Below are 21,499 nucleotides of genomic sequence, written 5' to 3' on the forward strand. Positions count from 1 at the left end.
ATCCTTGATGACGTCCTGGCCAAAGCCGGGGTAGAACCAATATCGATCGCGTGAGTAACGATAATTGCTTTCCAGCCGATCATTTCCAGCACCGCCTTCCAGGCGGTCGGTGCTATAGCCGCTGGTCAGGGTGTCATCTCCATCGCCACCATAAAGCTCATTACTGCCCGAACCGTTCACGCTCAAGGTGTCGTTACCGGCGCCCCCATACAGCTTGTCATTACCGTTTCCGGCAATCAGAGTGTCATCGCCGTGTCCGCCTTCCAAGTAGTCGTTTCCGTTACCCCCCTTGAGCATGTCATCGCCCAATTCACCATAGAGGTAATCGTTGCCACTCAGGCCGGACAGGGTGTCATTACCATCACCGCCATAAAGCCTGTCGGTATGGTTGTTGACGCCTGTGATCACATCGTCCCCACTGGTGCCGACAACCGTCAACAGTTCATCGGTAATGGTTTCATCCAACCAAACCGTATCGTCGGAGAATCGGATTTTCTCGATGTGGTAATTGAAGCTGTTGAACCACAGTTCGACCCGAATACTGTCCTGGCCATTGACGTGGTTCAGCAACAGGTCCTCGCCATCACGTTGATAAGTAATGTCCTCCGGTGCTATGCCTTCACCGAAGTAGATGATGTCGGCATAGCTGGTATAGCTGTAGTCCTTGATGACGTCCTGGCCAAAGCCGGGGTAGAACCAATAACGGTCGCGTGAATAACGATAGTCGCTTTCCAGCCGATCATTTCCAGCACCGCCTTCCAGGCGGTCGGTGCTATAGCCGCTGGTCAGGGTGTCATCTCCATCGCCACCATAAAGCTCATTACTGCCCGAACCGTTCACGCTCAAGGTGTCGTTACCGGCGCCCCCATACAGCTTGTCATTACCGTTTCCGGCAGTCAGGATGTCATCACCGAAGTAGCCGTAAATAACATCATTTCCATTCAGGCCGCTGATCTTGTCATCCCCTGGCCCACCATGCAGCTCATCCGCGCCGTTGGTTCCCTCAATCACCAAATCAGACACGGAGTCCGGCTGACCATCCCCATCCGAATCTGGATTAGTCGGGTCAAGCCCCGGCGTACCGATTTCGATCTTGTTGGTTACACCGTCGTTGTCCGCGTCGCCGTCTGGTGAGAACACCTGGTATTGAAGTTCGTTGTAGAACGCCATCGGTACTTCAACACCCTGTGCATCGTAGTAACTGCCTTCGGCACGCACGGTCAGCGTCGCGCCGTCTTCGCCACCCAGTTCAGCCATCGACGGAATACGCACGCCATAGGCAACGGCGTTGTCGCTCTGGCGTTCGCCATTCACGTGAAGGCTGAGGCGGGCTCTGCGATCGGAGTCGCTCAAGTAGTCGGACCACACAAACGCCTGGTTGTAGGTCTGGTTGGCCAGAATGAAGCGCTGGTTGTCGTGCAGTCGGAGCCTGGCATCTAACGGGCAAACTTCGATCACGTCCTGCTGGACCGCGTTGCCGGTTTGCACGCTGACCAGTTTGGATTCCTCGAAGCTGATCGTGGCGCATTGACCCGCTTTCCAGATGGCATCATCGTTGTCCGGTCCGAAGGTGAAACGGATGCGATCCGAACTATCGCTACTGAAGCTGCCTTTGTAGGTCCATTCCTGGCCGCTTATGGTGGCGATCTGGCCGCTCAACTCTTCATCCGACAGGCTGTCGATCAGGTCCTGGGGTAAGCGCACGGCTTCGTCGAACCAGATATCGATAACGTCGGCGTCGTCGTTGATGCCCAGGCGATAGTTGAAGGATTCCACCGCCGGGTCGGCGTAGATGAACTCGATCGAGACGGTGGCGGACAGGTCAGCGCTTTCAAACGGGCTGGAAATCTCGTTTACGCTCAGTTCGAACTGGCCGACATCTGTCGGCTCGATGGCGAAGCCGGTTACGCCTCGTGTTATGTCGAGGGTGGCATCTTCCGTCCGGTCGTTGATGGTCGCGGGCCCGGTCCAGCTAAGCCCGAGCAGGCCGTTTGTCGGCAAGCCGTTGATGGTGTCGACCGGGTTGCCGTGGGTGTCGAGCACGCGTGCTTCGAAGTCGTGCGCCTGTTTCGAGGTGCGAGTCAGGGCGGTATCGACCGCGTCGCCGGTTTCGCCGTCGACGAACACCAGTTCGGCGGGTTCACCCGGTTCGACTCGCCAGTCCAATCCGGTGATGGCGACGGCCTGGGTGTCGGCATCGCCGTCGTGGTCGTACATAACGTCCAGCGGCTGGCCGTCGAATCCGAAGGCGAGGGAATGCAGTCCCGCCGTTGTCGGTGCGGTCAACTGATAGACCAAGTCGCCGTTCGCCAAGTCGCCTTCGACCGCCGTGGTGTTGGCGGTGTCGACAACCGTCAAGGTCGATTCACCAGAAATTCCGAAATAATCGTCGTTAGCGACCGTGTTGGTATAGGTAACGGTCAACGCCAGTGCAGAATCGGACTGGGTCTCGTTACCGGCGATGTCCAACAGTGTCCAGTTCTGGTTGATCGACTCCGTTACCCGAACCGCCGGTAAGTGATTCAACAACACCTTCTCGGGCACCCCGGGGTTCAGGGTCCAGGCTTTCGAAGCACTCGCCACGCCCGGGTACTCGGGCAGGATGGCTCCCACCGTATAGTCGGCGGCCTTCCGCTGCGTCAGCATCTGCAACGTGGCAATACCCTCGGCGTCTGTCTCGCTGGTTCCGAGGTCACGTGGTTCATCTTCGCCGGGATAAGTCAGTTGCCAGCGTACCGTCTGGCCTGCGACGGCGATGCCCGCATCATCGACCACCTTGGCATCAAAGCGGGCCAGAGCGCCGACCCGGCTTTCATCCGGGGAGTTGCCGCGCTCCGTGGACATCGTAATCTTGTTCGGCTGCCCTACTGTGGTAATGAGATACGCATCGCTGGTGGTGCTTTGCCCAAGACCGTCAGTCACCCGGATGCGTATCGGCCACTCGCTTGGGGCCGCCTTCGGTACGGCTAGGCTGAAGGTAACAAAGTCACCATTGAGCCCGGGTTTGGCGAGCAATTCACCGTCGGACAAGACTTCCAACGTCAAATCGGATCGGCCGCCATCATCCAGGCTGCCCAGTCCCTTGACCTGCATCAGAATGCTGCGGCCACGAACGGCTGTGTCCGGATACAAGACGTCCATGCCGGACAGATCCGGTGGCAAGTCCTGGTTGACGGTTACAGCCAGAGTTTGAGTGGTTTCCTGGCCCTGGCTGTCCACTATGCCAATGGTGAGGTCCTGAGTGACGGATCCGTCGACTCGCTCTGTACGGACATCGCGGATGTACTCGGATACTACCAGGCGATTGGTGCCACCGGTCAGGTCCTTGCGGGACCCATTCCAGAGAATGTACGCGCTTTGCACTTGAACATCATCCGTGGCGACGAAGCTCACTTCAAGACCGGTCCGTTCGCGAATGCTGTCGGTCGCCGTTGCACTTTCAAATACCGGTTCGGCATCGGCCACGATGCTGATCACTTCGGAACCTGTAGCGGTATTACCGGCTTTATCTTCCGCCTGGATGCTCAGGGTATAGCTGCCGTCGGTCAGGGCCGGCAGGCTGATGCGAGTGGTGGTGCCACCCAGGATCTCCTGTCGATAAGCCCCATCCAAATAGACACGGGCCGATTCCAGGCCGGCTTCGGCGTCGGTTACGGTGACATCGACATGAAGCGGTTGACCGGCGATCAGTTCGTCCGGGACTTCGATCTGAACCGAGGGAGCTGCCTCATCATCGACACGCGGGAAGATAAGAACTTCACTGTCCCTCGACTGGCCGTTTGTGGTGAGTACCCGCGCACGGAATTGATAGTCACCGGCTGTGGACGCGTTCAAATCCACCTCGTAAGGTGCGTACCGATCGCGAGCAACCAGTTTGAAGTCGCTACTGGCCGGAGCAGCGGCATAGAACTGGATCTCGCGAACATTCGAAACCTGGCCATTGACGGTCGCACTCAATTGCACCGGTGTCGCGGTATAGCGACCTTGTGCGCTGAGGCCGACGGACAACGCGTCCGTCTGGAAACTGCCAACCACCTCGATGCTCGTATCACCGGAATGCGCGATCGGGCCATTCATTTGGACCGCGTCCAGATTCAAAGCCAGGTTCTGCCCCGACACTTCGTCACCGCTCAGGTTCAGGGTATAAACCCCGTCGTTTCCAGCACCGAAGAGATAAGCGTGATCGTTTCCATCCAGTTGATAGGCTGCTTGTGAGCGTTCACTGGACAGAGCCACCCGTAATGGCCGACCCAGTTCCCATGACTCCTCAAGAGTATTGATACGAGGTTCACCCGGTATGCGGTCCAAGGCCAATCGCTGGACGCTCAGCCCTTTGTCACCATGCGCCATGTAGAGTCGGTGGGCGTCATAGTCGAACTGCGAAAGGGTATTTGCGCTCTCGAATATAGGAGCGGTTTCGGCAGTCTCTGCTTGGAAGGGAATGTGGCGAATGCGGGTCACATCCTGTTGTTCCACGAACAGAATATCCCGACCCATCCAGTCGACGGACAGGACCTGGCTCGCCTGGGAATAAAGCCGGGTTGCACCGCTCAGAATATCAACGGCTTTGATGTCGTTACCCTGAGCCATCAGCAGTTCACGGCCCGCAAGCGACAGGTCACGGATATCCGAGCCCGTGTAATGGCCAACCTGGACCGGTTCGGATCCCGTCCCGATATTCAATCGATACAGTCTCTGGTCGGAGGTCAATATCACCAGGTTCCGGTCGATCACTAACCGTTCCACAGTGGCATCACTGAATACATGACGGCTGATCAACGCCAGGGACTCGGCATCGAACAGGCGAATCTCATTGTCGTAACCGACGGCGATCGCGGTCTCACTGGCGGCCAATTGGCTAACCGGCAAACCAGAGACCAGAGTGCGGATCGCTCCGGTATTCTGGTCCATCGCCAACACACGCTGCCGATCCTGTTGCAAGATGAAATAGTGGTTGCCGTTTACCGCTGTGGCGTCAGCACGACCGGCGTAACCACCCACAGGATAAACAGAACGCGTCCACTCAAACCCGGTTTGCGTGCCCAGCACAGCGCCATAACTGCCCCCCGGCGCCGTAAAGTGGCCATTCGCCGCCTGAATATCCGTCACGGCCCCCAAGTCTTCGGCTTGATGTTCCGTCCCACCAGGCAAATGGGACCCAATGTTGGTCAGCCGTGAGCCGTTGGCCCCCAAACCGATCAGGCCATTGTTCCACGCCATCAAATCGGTCGCGTTTTCTTCGAATACGTCAAACCATGTGCCCAGCGCATTCGGTGAACGTGTGGCGCTGTAGGCATGGAGGTTTCCGGATCGGTCGGCCACGAAGACGACTCCATCCCATTCGACGAGGCCAATCACCGGCTGGCCGAGCTGGTCAACTGTTTGAGCGCGGCCCGAGACGGGATCGACACCGCGGATCGTTCCGGCTTCGTCGGCGATCCAGATGGTCTCTTTTCCGTGCGACAGTCTGATCAGGTCTGATTCACCGCTAAAGAGCGTCGACACCTGACCCGACCGGTCAATCGTTTTGAGCTCATTGGAGGCTAACGCATGGACACGGTCCCCGTTTGCTCGCACTGCAGTGACATTAGTGAGCAGAGGAGATGCCGCCTCATCAAGGCTCTCGTTAATTCGTGTCCGGTACAGATTCCCCTGCGCGTCCAGCAGGAACAGCCAGCCACCGGAGAGCACCAATTGCCGGCCTTCAAAATCATAACTCCGAATCCGCTCGGCATTTTCTCCGTCCAATCGGACGGACCAGAGTTCGCCTTCCTGAGTCAATGCCAACAAGCGGTCCCGGTATCCGGCCAGGGACACCACGGTGCCTTGCGTGTCGATACGGGCGTCGCCGTTCAGATAGAGGGTTTCCGAGCGACTGGTCCACAAACCCTGTCGGCTGGCCAGAGCATGTTCGGCAGTGTATTCCGTCGTCTGCCATACCGGCCCCTTTAAAACCTCCAGGCTTTGTTCCGTGGTGAAACGATGCCCGTCCACGGAAACGGCCGTCCCCTGAATCTTCAAGGCATCAGCCTCTCCGGGCACGGTGACGGTCAGACTGTTCTGTCCGTAGGCGAGAAGAGTCTGCCCCTGATATACGCGGATTTCACGAACGCTGGCATGATCAGCCTCGACCCCGATCCGCACTTGGCTACCGGCAATAGCATGAGATCCCAGCCCGGTCAAAACGGGGGACAAGGCCTGGGTATCCGGCAAGACTCGGATGGGCACCTCGGTCACGACCGGAATGTGTTGATCGGTCTCGTAGGCCGTCACTTTCAGGAAATAGGTGGACTGAACATCGACGAACGGTGCTGTCAGGCCGGTTTTAATGTCCCCGTCCGGCAGGATTTGCCGATGTATAACAGCGCCATTGAAGTCGTTCAGGCTCAATTTGATCCAGCGCACGTCGGCATCCACAACGGTGGACAAGTCCACCGGAATGCGCTCGCCTTCAACGAAGGTGTCATTGGCCAGCGGTGATGCGAGTGTCACCCTTTCTCCGCTGACCGACAGAGGACTGAGACTGTATTGAACGCTCTGCTCTGTCTCACCGGCAATCACGTTCAGAAGGGCTGAGGGTTCTTCCAGAGACGCATCCAGCCAACTCATGGCTGGCAGCACCATACCCTGGCCCGCGGCCTGGCCAGACAAAGTCACGTCATTACCCGACTGCACCACAACCGGGATCAACCCACCATTGGCAAAGGAGGCCGATTCGGCTGGAGATATAGAGAGGCTATCGCCGTCGGCCGGTACGGTAACCTGGCCGGAGACATTCCAAGTAGCGCCCGGTCGATTTAGTGTGACCGTTTGTTCTTCGTCCGCGCCACTCAGGAAATAGCCGCCCTGGAGGAAGGCATCCGGCAGGCTGGAAGCCAATGCCAATGGGTCGGAGACCCACAAGGCCGTCACGGGCTGATCGGCCGTGTTTCGGAATTCAATCGACTTCGACGGTGACAAACCATCGCCGACAGCGACCCATATACCCTGCCCCGCCGACTGATGGGTTACGGGCAGGGTTTCCGGTGCGTGATCCCGTTTAAAAGCAACCAACTCGCCGGTATTCCGGTTGCGGGCTACCAAGCGTAGCGGAGAGCCAGCCAGAGACTGATACACCTCGGGCATCCAACCCAGGGTATCGCCACCTTCGATGACACGCGTCGGTACCGCATCGTGGAAGGACAGGAGCAAACCGTCGTCCATGGTCAAGGCAGCGCCCCGATCCAGGGAGGAAGGCAGCGTCATCTCACTCCACCCGAGGTTCTCGCGATCGAATACGTGAACGTCATGGGTGCCCAATGCATAGACATAACGGGGTGTTACACGAAGCTGCAGTCCTTCACCCGATTCATTCAAGTTGTGACTTTCCCGACGTGTCAGGGTCACGGCGTCACCCACGGTGACCAGCAGCGCAGACAGCTTGTCGGCGGTCAGTACCCAGACTCGGTTGCCATTCACGGCAACATCCTGGATGGCCGAATCCAGGGCAACGCCCGGTACGGATACCGGTGCCGATTCACCCAACAGCCAAGCCGAGACATAACGCCCATTGCGGGTCACCAGCACATTGTCGAATAGCCCTTCGGGTCGGCCATTCAGGGTGGTTTCCGAAACGAACGTCCAGTGACCGTCTACTTTGCGGAATACGGACACGGGATATTGGTTACCAACAGAATTGTGTTCGATAGCCAACCAGGTTCCGCTCATCCAGGCACGTTGGGCTGTGGCATCTGTAACGGTATGAACAACCTTGTTGTCGACACCCAAAGTCATACCGGTATAGCCATTGACGATCCAAAGGTCATCCGTCACTTCACCGTGGATAACGATCGACTCCTCACTCGTGGCCAGGGCATGAATGGCTATTGGTTCTGGACTGAGATATGGCGTTGTCGCAAAGGTTTCTTCTACTGTGACGTCATTGCCGGAGAGATCACGCAAGCGGGTTCTCACCATCAGGGAATCGGCACCCACCGGTACGGTTTGTTCCGCCGCTGTCATCGGGAAAGTCCGGGTCTGGCTGTCACCGACGACGTCGAACGAGGACAACGTATCGAAGTCTGCCATACCCTCAGGCGGTGCGACACGCACGCGTGCCATCAAGCCGGAGTACAGCCCGCTTGCCGGTTGTAATTCAATTGAAGCCTGTTGCGGCAGACCATCATCTGCCTTAATCAGTACTGAGCGGAGATCCCGAACCGTTTTACCGGATGAGGTTTCGGCATGCGCTACCAGTGTCGCCCAGGTATCCGCACTCCGAACAGGTATCGACATAGAGCCCGTGAATGCATCTTGTTGGACGACAACGGCTTCGGATTCCGGATTGTCGGCATGGTCGCTTTCGCCATTGATCCACAAGGTCACGTTCACCGCATCAATATCGGCCGCAGATCCTTCGAAATTCAGCGTCTGACCCGAGTAGAGGTTCGACTGGTCTTGCGGCTGCCGCCACCGGATGTAAGGCACCGAGCCCAGTTCATCGACCAGCGTAAAGGTAATACCAACCGCTTCGCTTTGATTGCCGCGAACGTCGGTCGCCCTGACGTTGACTTGGACACTATCGCCCACCTGATAGTCACCGGTCAGACCATAGCGACTGCTCTGTGATTCAATGCATTGGGCGGGTTGACCGACGAGGTTTTCGCACCATTTAATATTCTCGATGCCGGTACCGTCGTTCACGCTCGCCAACACTTCCAGCGGCATCGATTCGGGCAGAGCCGAATTATCCGCAGGCGAAACAATGGCGACTCGGGGTGCGGTTGAATCCGGCAGCAAGGTGAACTGGCGGTCGAACAACTTCACCTGGTGCTCTACCCCATAGGTCACGCCGAGCCTTACGGGTAAATCCACTTCGCTGCCATTTGAACCGTAGGCTTCCAGAGCCTCGGCTTGCCAAGTGGCCTGGACCAGGCCGGTATCCTGGTTGAATGCGGAATCAATGGCTACACCATCAACATAGACCGCCAGGGAACGAATCAATTCGAGATTGCCCTCAAGCTCGAATGCGATGTCGATCGACTGACCTTCTTCCGGCTGAACGGGAGTAACGGCAAAGCCATTATCGGCCAGTTGGATAGAGGCCGCCTGTACGCTGTACTGGAATCGTTTGATCGTGGACATTGAACCGTCGCCGACCCGTATTTCCAACGTAAGGTCGGAGTCGAACCGGTCGTCGACATTGAGCTCGAAACGCTTGTTCCTGATGCGGTTCCAGCCCGTCAAATAGCTGATGCCGCCGTTGGCGGACAGCCGATAGTCGTAGTCCAACTCGCTCGAGGACTGACGGTTGTCCTCAGCGGTCACGTCCAGAATGTGTCGAGAGCCGGCTATAAAACCGTGGCCATCCACCAGGATGTCGCCTCCGGAAGAAACCTGAATACTGTCCTCTCTGGGTGCCAGTGTATCGGGTGCCTGGTAGGTCGGCCTCAACTGGCCCGTGGCATCACCCGAGCCGTTGCTCGACAGATTGCCGGCGTTATCGGCTATGCCGTAGACACTTAAAAAGTAAGTCCGGTTGGCGGGCAACACTTTATTTTCGTTCAGTTGAATCGCATAGGATCGATCACTCAACTGAATCGAACTGAACCAGTCGGTAATGTCTTCGGAGCCATTGGATTCATAGGTCTCGACTTTGGCAGTGGCGGTGAATCGATCGAAACTGATCGGTTCATCGGCTGAGAACGCAAAGCGCCCTTTGTCACCCAATGCTTGTTGAACGGTAACCTTGGGAGCGACATCATCAACGTAGGTCAGCAGGGTTTCCGAAATAAGTGATTCCTGAGTACGCGACCTGACCAGGGCCAGCCGAACCTGTTTTCCAGTCGTTCCTTCCGGCGACTGCAGCCGGATGGTATTGCCGCTGTATTCGAATTCCATGCGGTTTTCGGGGCCTATTGCCTCCCCGCTTTCCAGCCAGTGAACGGCAATCGTTTCCTTGCGCAAGGCTGGTACGGTAAACGACACCTGATCGCCGCCCCCCAGGGAGAGAGCGGTGCCACCCTGGTCATGATCCGTCGACAGGTCGGTGATGGCCAATGCGGCCACGACTTCCAAAGCCCCGCCTATCACGCGGTCAGTACCTTGGCTTTGCCAGCGTATGTCCAATCGACCGGCTTCCCCGACACTCAGGTTCAAGGTCAATTCACCGGACGACAGAACCCAATCATCAGGGCCGAACGACAGCTCCCCTACCGACAAAGTGGTGACTTCAGACAGGTTCGAACCAGACAGTGTCAAATCGAATGCTGAATTTTCCAGCACCATCTGGGGCGATACGCCATCCAGTTCGGCCGATTCCAAGCCGAACACGGCATCCGCCGCCAGCGGGAACTGTAACTGGGCGGGTTCGTCGACGCCCGACAGATCGGTTTCGAGCCCGTCCAAAGTCAGCGTATAGCGCGTACCCGCTTCAAAACTGGCTTGAGGCGAAATCGACAATCGATGTCCGGTCAAGGTGGTTGTCACACCCAACGGCGTTTGATTGTCCGACTGTTCCAGTCGAACATCGACTGATTGCCAATTGTCCACTGAACCGCTCAGCGACAGAGAGATCGAATCGTCAGCAGCTCCGATATGGGACTCAACCGTATTGACCGCATGAATCGGTAGGACTGCACTGCGCACTCGACCGGACTGTTCCCAAAGTAGCTGACCTCTTTCAGTCAGAGCCAGATCGTCCAAGTCGACTTGGCTGGGGATGTCCACCCCGAAGTCCGCGGTTTCAAGAAGCCCGTTGTGAAGTTTCCAGTCTTCACCGGATTGTTCCAGTCGCCAATCCTGAATCAGGGCCGCCGGTGAACCGGTACCGCTTATCGTGTTCAGTCCATGGGAGTTACCAAGGACAAACGGCAATGTATTCCAAGCCACAAACTGGTCCGACGTGGTCATCAACAGTCGTCCTGCCAGGTTGGAGCGCAAGCGCCACTCATTCGATGCATTCGGCAGGGTTTCTGTATGGGTCACAGTATCCGGATCGGACCAGGACCGTACCTCGGCCCGGTCCGCGTGCACCAGGATCAAACCCTTGGCATGCGCGAAGGCATCAAGCGCCGAACCGGACAAGCGGGTAAAGAGATCTGCCTGACGCGGTTTGAGGTAAGCGCCGCCCGCGGTCACCACAGCCAAGTCTCGCTGATGAACGCTCAGGCTACGGCTTCCGCTCGGTCCCTGCCAAGATTCCACGAATGTCGCTTCCAGCGGATCGCTGATGTCAAAGAAGCTTACCCGGCCATCCGCCGACAACACAAAGAGATCGTTCTTGCCCAGATGCAGATCGATCACATCATCACTAATGCCCATGGATGTGAGTCGATTGAGGTCGGTGTCACTCAGGAATTGATAAAGCCTTACACCATTGCCTTCACCGACCACTATCCGGTCACCGTTTACGGCAAACGTTCGACCCTGTTCGATCAGAGTTTGGGTAGACAACAAAATCGAGGCATCGCGATTGACGACGCTGGTTTCCGCTCCATTGACCAATTGAACGCCCAGCGTGCCCAAAGCTCTTTCGGGAAGCCGAACGACCAGGGTCGACTCGTTGATCAGAGTGACATCAGTCGCCGGTTCGCCGTTGAGCAATACGCGAGTTTGTTCGGACAGACCGGCCGCCCTGATCGCCATGACTTCGTCACGGCTGAACAGGAAGCGTCTATCCGAATAGTCGATATCTCCACTGGACGGCGTGAATTGGCCGATAGCCAGAATGCGTGGTTCGGCTGTATAGGTGAAACCACGCAGCCGAGTGGCTTTCCTCGGCCCATTGGCCACCGTCACGCCTACGGTGACATTGGCGTCCCGGGCCTTGGTGTGTCCAGGCACCTTCAACACAGCCTCGGAAGCGGTCAACGATAGAATGTCTTCCGACGATACCTCGATACCGCCGAAGCTGAATCGGGTCGTCGATCCGAAACCCTGGCCCGAAACCACAACTTCACTGCCGCCGGCCCAACTTCCGAAACTTGGCTCTACACCATAAAGCGAGGGGGCTCTGTGTTCTGTACCATAGAGGCGCCAGCTTTGATCATACCCCAAAGTGTCGCCATGCAAGTCGATCAGATCCCCGGACAAGCGTATGCGGTATTCGGAATCCGGTTGCCAGGCCTGGTTCGGTGTGAACTCCAGGCGTCCGCCGGCATTGTTTACCGATTGGGTCAGATAACCGGCGACATCCACACCTGAGCGGGTAACGGTCAGCATCCCGGAGCCTGCCGTTACCTGATCGTAGTCAGCGATTCGATTGAGCTGGATACGGACAGGTTCAAATCCGGAGACCCATCCATTTGGAGCCGGGCTTGCTTCCAGCACGGTAAATGAAGGATCAGCAAAGGTACCCAGTGCCCCGCCGAGGGTGTTTACCTTGCCGACATCGTCAACGGGATTGTCACGGCCAGAGCCACCCACTACGCCAAAGCGCGAACCGGTGTAGATTGCATCTTCGCTCAAGGCGAACGCTTCCACATTGCCCGTCACACCAAAATAATCGATTAACACCGGAGACTGATCGAATTCTCCGTTCAGCCAACCGCTGATGTCGTATTCCTGCAGGTCTCCTTCGCCGGCGGCAACGAACAAATGGGCGCCACGTACGGACAACTGACCAGCGCTCAGTTGCGAAGAGGCGTTCAAATGGGTCAGATTCAGTTCGTCTTGCCGCTCCCAGCCGTCGATGCCCGGCGTAAATGCCTGGATACTGCCAAACGAACGGGCACTGACCAGAATCAGGTTGTCACTCACCCACAAACCACCGGCCTGGAAGGTGCGCCCCGCGCCATCTTTTAATTCGGCTTCGGTGCGAACTTCATAGGCGCCGTCCACCAGCGACAAGGAGCGGAGTCGACCGTCCTGGGTCGTGATCCAGAGTCGATCGTTCATCACGACACCCTGGCTCACCACTCCCCCGAGGTCCTGACTGGACAGATACGCCACCCGTTTCGGCTCAAACAGTCGGCTGGTGTCGAATATGGATACGCCCTTCGAGTGCAACGCGAACAGCAGATTCCCCTCGTTCAGCAACACTCGGGCATTGCCTGTCAGTGTCTTGGTGCGAGTCAGAATAGGATCATTGGCGATCGTGGTATCGAACACGAACAGTTTGTCTCCGCCGGAGACAAACAATTGGGTGCCGACCCGGGCCATATCGGTGAAACCGAGTGGAGATAATTGCCCCGGGTATTCGAAGTGGTAATACTTCGCTTCCTCATCGACCTGATCCTTGGTCAGCACGATGGGATTTACCGGATCGCTGACATCCAGAAGTACCAATCGGGCGGTTTGGCTGCTCAGTGTCTTGGTATGACCGAATTCGTCGGTTAATTGATGCTGGCCACCTGTTATCGCATAAACCAGTTGACCATTCGTCGTCATTTTAGCAATGGGCTGGCCTGCCCCATCGTCCAGGTTGACTCCACCCGTCTGCTGACCGGTGTAGAAATAGGGGTCGGCCGCCTCGAACGGCTGGTCTTCGAAGAAGGGGCTGCTTGCTGAAACAACCACTTCGCCAAAGCTGCCTGCCGGTACGCGAACAGTCGCGGCTCCGCCGGACAATACCTTGATATCACCCGCCGGTTGGCCACCAAACCAGATGTTCATACCGGGGGTAAAACCGGCCCCATAGAGGGTGACCCGATTGCCACCCTGGATCGGACCACTGGCCGGTTCGATGTGTTGAACCGACAGCGATGGCAATACAACAACCGCACCTGCCATGCGAGCCGTCACACCGCTGTCTGTATTGGTGATCGTCAAGGTCAGGGCCAACGGATCCGACCCGGTTTCGATGGCCGGCAGGGTGAACTGAATGCGTTGGTCATCCAGCACGGTGATGTCGTCGGCCGCCACGGTCTGATCATCTACCTTCAATTCCAGGTGATCCGCCGGTATATTCAGGAATTCTCCGGTAATCAGAGCTTTTTCGGTGCCATCGGCATGGAAATAATGCAGGCTGGTTTCACCCGCATCGGTGACTCGCTGCACATGCTCCAGTTGCGGGCGCTGACCCGCCAAACGGTCAAAACCATATTGCACCGGTTCAAGCGCTGCACCTGAGATATCCCGAAGAGTATCGTTCAGAACCAAATTGATGGACGGTGACGGTTCTGTAATGGATGAAACATCGATTGTCAGCAACCCGCCATAAACCGTGTTGATGGCATCCACAGTCGCACCGGTCAACGGAGTACCATCGTCCGACAAAATGGATACACCGGCTTCGATAACGGCAGGGTCCGTATTGAGTAACTGACTGAACCCGACTTGAATCGCATCGTTATCGGTCAGAATAGAACCGGGCTCGGGAAGCACGGAGGTGACCTGGAAGGAGGGCAATGATTTTTCGACCAGCCCATCCGAGTTTGTCGTAATCGATTGCTGTTGCTGGCTGGAGACAACGGTATTGTCGTCAGCCTGGACTTGCCAATAAACCGGCACCCAACCCTCGGACTCATCGGATTCCAATACCTGCCAGACACGATCAGTGACCAGCACCAGACGATCGCCGGCCAGGGTCATGGAAACGTGCTCGACCGATCCCGGCTCCGCCAGAGTTACAGCGCTGCGCTCAATAGCCTTGGTCTGAGGGTCGATCGAGAGGGTGTACCACCCGTTCGGACCTTCAACCAAAATCACCAGCTCGCCGTCTATACTCCATTCCAGCGCCCGGGGTATGCCTACATGATCCGCCCCGTTCGAAAAGCGCAGGTCCGGCCAATCCAGGTCGACCTTGAGCCCTGTGCCGTGCGCTTGATAGAACTGGATTCGCCCGGACTGGTTGGCTTCATCAGCCACCAGTACCGCAACTGTGTCAAGACGATCACTGTATGTCAGATCCTTAACATCGCCACCGGCCAATTGCCAGCGACCCAACTCCAGTGGTTCATCCAGACGATTGATATCAACCAGAGAAATACCGTCAGCCCCATTGGCCAACCAGAGCAACTGATCGACCTTTGCCAAACCGGTGACCGGTTCATCCAGCGGCAGCTGGGACAAACGCACAGGCCGGTCGTACAGTGAGACGTCATAGATCTCAAGACCGGCGTCCATCAGAAAATGGTTGTACGCTGTGGGCTGACGTCCCGATTCGACGCCTACAAAAAGCGTATCGTCCGTCTGCAGAATGGCACCCGCCACCATCGGCGGATAGTTCGGCAGTGATAGCATCCGCCCATTCGGGTAGGTGTAGGAGAGCGTTCCCGCCGACACAGTCTCACCGCCGGGTAGATTAATCCAGACATCCACCAGTTCGGCGGTTATTACGCCGGGCGCGATGAAAGTCAGGCTCGACTGGCTTTCGATGTCTTCGTTAAGGTCGATGGTGGTCTCGACTTCCCCGTCTTCAAACGGTGTGGCACCCGTTTCCCAGACGGTTCCACTGGTGCGGCCGACCAGACGCACCGTGGCGCCTGGCAGCAATACCGACTTGTCGGCCGTGGCAGAGACTGTAATGCCACCTTTTACGGACATGGTGCTCCGGCTTAGATCGAACGCGACCCCGTCGATGGATTCGCCAATCATGACGCCGGCATTGAAACGATCACTCAGGGAGCCGTTATGGACTTCAACCGCGTATTGACCCGCTTCGAATATCGCTTGAGAGAGTTCGGCTTTATTGACCCTTAAGGTATGTTCATCCAACCAGTCGACAGGAAATGACCGGGCCCCGATTTTAACGACGGAATCAGCCTGGAAGCCCTCGCCGCGAATGATCAGGTCGCGCTCGTCGCCTACATTAAACGCACCTTGTTCAACGCTCTGAATATCGGGACGCGCCAGTCCGTCCTCCACAATGGTGAACTCGACTTCATACGGAACCCACAAGTCACCTCCCCGAACGTTACGGGCCGAGTCCACTTTGAGCTCGTAGTGCATGTCAGGCGTTACCGCGAAACTGACGGTGTAGCGGTCCGTAGCGTTAGACAGGTCGCCGTAGTACACCGGTGTGATCGACACCGGTACCGGAGTGCGAACCAGGGTATCCGGGTGGATGGACTCCAGCGATACGGCACCGTCTTCTTCCAGTGAACCCGGTTCGACCAGTTCATTGAAACGCAGGGTGAATTGTTCAGCTTCCGGAACGGTCAGTCGATCACGGGAGTCGGCCGATGAAGACACGACCAGGGCGCCGGGCAACTGGAAGCTGCGCAGACCGCCAATACCGCCTGCTGCAATGAGGCGATCTTTGAACAGGTTGACGTCAAGCACCGACTCGGTGTTACCCGCTGACACCACCAGGGGCGCGCGTGGGTCACGTACATCAAGCACCACCACACCATTGGTAGTCGCTACGAAAAGGGTACTGCCGACACGCGTCAGGCCATGAGCATCGATGCCTCCGCTTTGCAGCCCCGACAAGCCGATGATCTGGATGTCGTCCGGGTTGTCGACGGCATAACCGACCAGGCCGGCCTTGCCGGCCGCCACCCAGAGCCGGTCGCGATGGATCAGGGCATCCTTGGCGGATGCATCACTCGGGAGAGTGAACACACGAACGTCTTCTGTATTCGACGTATCCATCAGCGTGAGAATGCTGGAATCCGTGGCATTGGACGGTTCGTCCAGACTGCTCCGAGCGATGAACTCACAACCCATGGCTTGTAGCCAGGTTGCTGTCTTTCTGTGTCCGGAGGCAAGCAGCCAGTTTTCGCTGATATCCAGAACACTTCCGGCCACGATCGGTTGTGAATCCATCAGGATGGGATCATCCAGGTCCATGGTGTTCATGATCCGGATGCGATGGCCGCTGTCGGTTCCAGAAACGAAACCGCAAGGAGGAATTTTGGCACCACTTGGGGGCACGGCCGCAAGCTCCGCCGACACCAACAACTGATCGGATACAGCCACCGAAGAGGTCAGTGCTTCGCCTTTTTCCTGGTTCAGTAACTGTAATCCATTCTGCTCGTCCAGATTCAATCGGGCGACACCACCGTTACCCGTAGCTACATACAGCCGCTTGCGCTCTACGCCTTCTTCCACTTCAACGACGGATTGCAGATCGACGGAATCGATGGACAAGGGCAGCTGCAGTTGATCGGACCGGTCCAGCAACGTCTCTTCTTCCGAAGTCAGGGTTTCCCCGCGTTGCTGTTTTTCGAAAATGGAATTGACGGCCAAGGCTTCCGCGATCATTTGGTCACCTTCGCTGCCGGTTGGCAACGTCGTATTGCCCCCCACCAGCAACAGGCGGTTCGGATCCTGAACATCGAAGACCACGGCTCGGTATGCTTCGCTGATGCCGACGTCATGCGCCGTCACCAGTGTCTTGTGTGTCTTGTAATAGCCGCTCGTCGCTATGGCTGTGCCGATTTCCGCGTCCACCTCGACCCGGGTCGGATTAACCGCTTCCGGATGGCTGACAGCCAGTTGTCGAAGGCCGAAACCATACGCATTGGTTTTCTCGGTTTCCTGCTCGTAACGGTTTTCCAACGTCAGCGCATGCTTTCCGGGCACGCCCGGTGGCATATGCACTTCGATTTGGCTGGTGGAATAGACAGTGATACCCGATATCGGAATGTTGCCGATTACCGCGCTCAGCCCTTCAGTTACGCTCGTACCGGGTTCGAAACCCGACCCGGTGATCCGGACCGAGTTGCCACCCTGAATCGGGCCCCAAGCGGGGGTGACCGAATGAATGGCAATGTCGTCGTCAATGGCCACAGCACCTTCCAGCGTCGTTAGCTGGGTAATGCCGTGGAAAGAGCTTTCGAGGTGAAGGTTATACAAACCGGGGGCTGACATGGCAGGCATTTCAACGATCAACAACTCATGGTCGTCGTTCTGACTGTCCTGCATGCGCTCAACCACCGGAATGTCGATTCCATCCAGCGACAAGCGTACATCAGCTGTCGCCGGTACACCGGAGACTCCTACGGTCAGGGTACGGGGCTGGTTAACCAGGGACCGACGTGGCACTACGTTGTGCAATTCAACCTGAGCCCAGGCATTCGATTGCACCTGGAATTCGAACTGCCGGTCGCTTTCCAATTCGTAAAGCACAAATCCACTGTCGTCGGTACTGACAATCCCGGCATCCACCTCCAATACCAGCCGTTCCCCGGACGGTAAGGTACGAGCGGTGTCCCGATCCAGTAAGACAACGGCATCGTTTCCTTCCAGGACAACCTCCGCTGGTAAAACCTGGCCGTCGGAATCGATCCAGCGGAAATGGTCGGTGTTGCTGGATGCGCCCTCAATACTTTTGTTGAACCGAACCAGAGTGCGGTATCGGCCTTGGCCATCCGGGAACAGAACCCCCTGAGCGGGCTCGACTCCATGGACCTTCAGGGTGCTGTCACCGGTAACGCCGACCGCGCCATTCCCTATGGAGTAGGACGCATAGTTGCTGGCCAATACCACGTAGGAAGTTGCATCCATACCGGTTGTACCGGACAGCACAAAGGGCTGATCCGGAGAGGTCACATCCACCAGGCGGGTGCCGCCTTCGCCTGTGGCCAGGTAGGCAATACCACCCTGTACGTCGATGTCATAGACATAGCCCGGCTTACTGAACCGGCTGACAATGCGTGGCTGGTCAGGATCGGCGATGTCCACCACCACCAGGCCATCGTTTCCGGCAGCCAGATAAGCATAATGACCTTCGACCACAACTCGACTGGCGGGCTGGTCGAGTGAAGCGACAACCTCGGTGCCGGATCCCGCATTGAATCCGATGATGTGGAAACCACCGGTCGCTTGGGTATCGACGTCATCGGACGGTTTCCCGTTGAGTTCAAAGTCCCCCGCCACGACGGCGGCATAGCCCATCAGGCGGTCTTCTGAAACCCAATCGTCAACGTCCTGAGCCGGCAGACTTGTCGGCAAGCCCACGCTCTGCGAAACATACGTCTTGCTGTGCAACCAACCATCAACGATGGTCAGGCCGGCCGAGCCATTGGCGACCAGCACGCGATCATCGTTGACCGTCAGCCCACGCGCATAGGTACTTGTAAGCCGTTGTTCGCGTACCCAGGTGGTTCGGGTCAGATCCAGTTCATCGAACGCCAGGATAAACAGTTTGGCCGGATGCCCCGGTTTGACACCGGTCACAAATGCTCGATCCACACCCGGTTCGAAATAAGGCTCAACACCGACGGCACTGTACCCGCCGGGCAATTCTACCTGCGTTAAAATACGGTCGTCCTGGCCGTCCTCGTCTTCATCGATCAGTTTTAACAGATCGTCCGGATTGAATACTCGGTCCTGCCTGGCGGTGTAGGTCGAGGCATCGATGTTGAAGACCACCAGGCCATCGTTTCCGGCCGCCGCCAGCAGGTAGGTATTGCTCGGGTCCAGCCGAGCGTCATAAATGGTGGAAATACCCTCAATCAACGCCTGACTTGGCTGTACGTATTCGTAGGCGCCTTTCAGGGTACCGGTCTGACCGTCCGCATAGGCCACGGTCACATCAACACGCCCCAGTCGTCCTGAAGGCACGGTCACCTGGAGTCGTTCGGAATCCAGCAGTTTGTAATCCGTAGCGGTACGATCCCCAAACCGGATGGTCAGACCGTCTTCCTGGCGCAGCCCCTCACCAATGATGGTAACGACATTGCCGCCATTCAGGCTGCCTTGATTCGGTGTCAACCGCGTCAGGGTCAAGGGTTCCAGGTATTGAATCGCACCCAGAATTGACAAGGTCTGACCGTTGCTGTCCTTGATCAGCAATTCCGCACTGCCGGCGGTGCTCGGTGGCACTTCCAGAACATATCGCTGCCCGCCTTCGATGGCGGAAACACTTGTAATGGATACCCCTTCCCCACCTATAAAGAAAGCTGGACTGACGGCATTGGCCAAGTCCACAGAAACCTGGCCACCATCCACGGTCAGCGCGGTCGGGGCAATGTTCAATACGTCCAAGGGGTCATGGACATCGTTGCCTGTTTCAAAGGACCAACTGAAATCCATCAAACCACGGGTACGTCGGCTGCCTGGTTCTCCTTTCAGGCGAACCTGATAACGGGTATTGGAGTCCAAAAGCGCATCGGGCTGGATGATCAGAGTTTGATCGTCGCCTTCAGCGATGCTCAAAGTGGATGATACCGACGAGCCGGACTCAGACCCATCAAGCGCGACCAGTTCCACATAGCTTGTCAGATCGCCTTGGGTCACCGGCGGTGGTGACGAGAAGGTCATCTCGATACCGGTATCCAGGCTGACACCGACCGTACCCGCATGAGGCGTCGTTGACACCAGATCGCTGATCAGAGTGTCGACTATGACCAAACGGGACTCATTCGGAGAGAACTCATCGGCAAACGCGAAAAGACCGTCACCCGTCAAAAGGTGGTTGGATCGGAAAGGCTTATAGAGCTCGATCGTCTTACCAACCTGAACGGCATCCAGGAGCGTCGCCTCCTGATTTTCACTCCGATCAATAAGCGACAGGTAGGCCTGATCCGGCTTTTTCTTGCGCTCGGTCACGTCAAACTTGGCCACCAATGTGGTCAAGGCATTCAACGCCTGGGTATCACCTGGTATCTCGAAGCCATTTGTTGTGAAACGCGCTCTTTCACTCAGGTATTCACTGGACGTCCATTCGCTGAAGACCAAACTGTCATCGTCAGCGTCCTGAACGATGCCCCGTTGATTATCAAAAAGTGCCAGCCATGGGTTCTTCGACTCCATCGGGCTGCTATGAACCAAGGGCAGACCGGGACGGCGTAAATCGAACACCAGACGCTGGCCATTGGATACGGCAAAGAGATAGCCATCGCGATGTTCCATTTGGTCGATATCGAGGTGGTGCCTGGAGCCACCGATGGACTTTTCCTCAATGGTCTGGATCACCACCGGCTTGGACGGATTGGCGAGGCTGATCAGTGCCAGCCCCCCATCGGATTCGGCCGCTACCATCAGGCGGCCGACCACAATGGCGTCGCTCACCGGATTGGAGAACGGAAGAGGTATCTCGTAAAGAATGCCGCGGTCCGTCGACTCCCCTTCGGGCAGAGGTTCAAGCGTGTCCACCCGATTCAGCACATGCAGCCAGGTATTACCTTCGTGGGGTGTTCCAATGAGGCTGAAGTTAATGCCTCGGCTGAATACATATAGATGCTCACCCCCGAGCGCCAAAGAGCTGGGCTTGGTGTCCTTGGGCAAGTCGTAGTAACCCAGGCGGTGCATCGGCGCCGCTTGACCGATGTTGGACCGATCGTAATGCACCAGGCTGATCCAACCCGGGTAATACAATTTGCGCATCGTATCGATGTGCGTAATCCGGTTCGGATGCGGCATGGATTCGGGGTTATACCAGTCGTCCAGTGGCTGACCAAGGACGTACAGCAGATCGAGGTTGGTGTCCGTTGCTAAATCGACGATGCCACCCGGAGGCAACTCGGTCGGGTCCAGGTACTCCAAATCCTCGACATCCGGTGCAGCCGGTTCCAAAATGCGGTTGACGTCCAGCCGTCCATAAAACAGCGCCTTGGGTTTGACATAGCGCCGCCCCAAACCATCGGTGACTTCGACATCGACGAATCCACGATAACCGCCCTGATCGTCA

The 21,499-nt window shown here is 57.0% G+C and carries 1 protein-coding gene (cut by a window edge); it reads right to left on the reverse strand.

Features of this window, described 5'->3' with window-relative positions:
• Positions 1-21,499, reverse strand: part of the annotated coding region (locus tag IE111_RS12255) for an Ig-like domain-containing protein (RefSeq protein WP_194523969.1) (this coding region is incomplete at its 3' end). The annotated region continues 11,177 nt past the right edge of the window; 21,499 of its 32,676 annotated nt are in view.

The sequence above is a fragment of the Saccharospirillum salsuginis genome (genome assembly GCF_014651855.1).
GTDB classification, from domain to species: domain Bacteria; phylum Pseudomonadota; class Gammaproteobacteria; order Pseudomonadales; family Natronospirillaceae; genus Saccharospirillum; species Saccharospirillum salsuginis.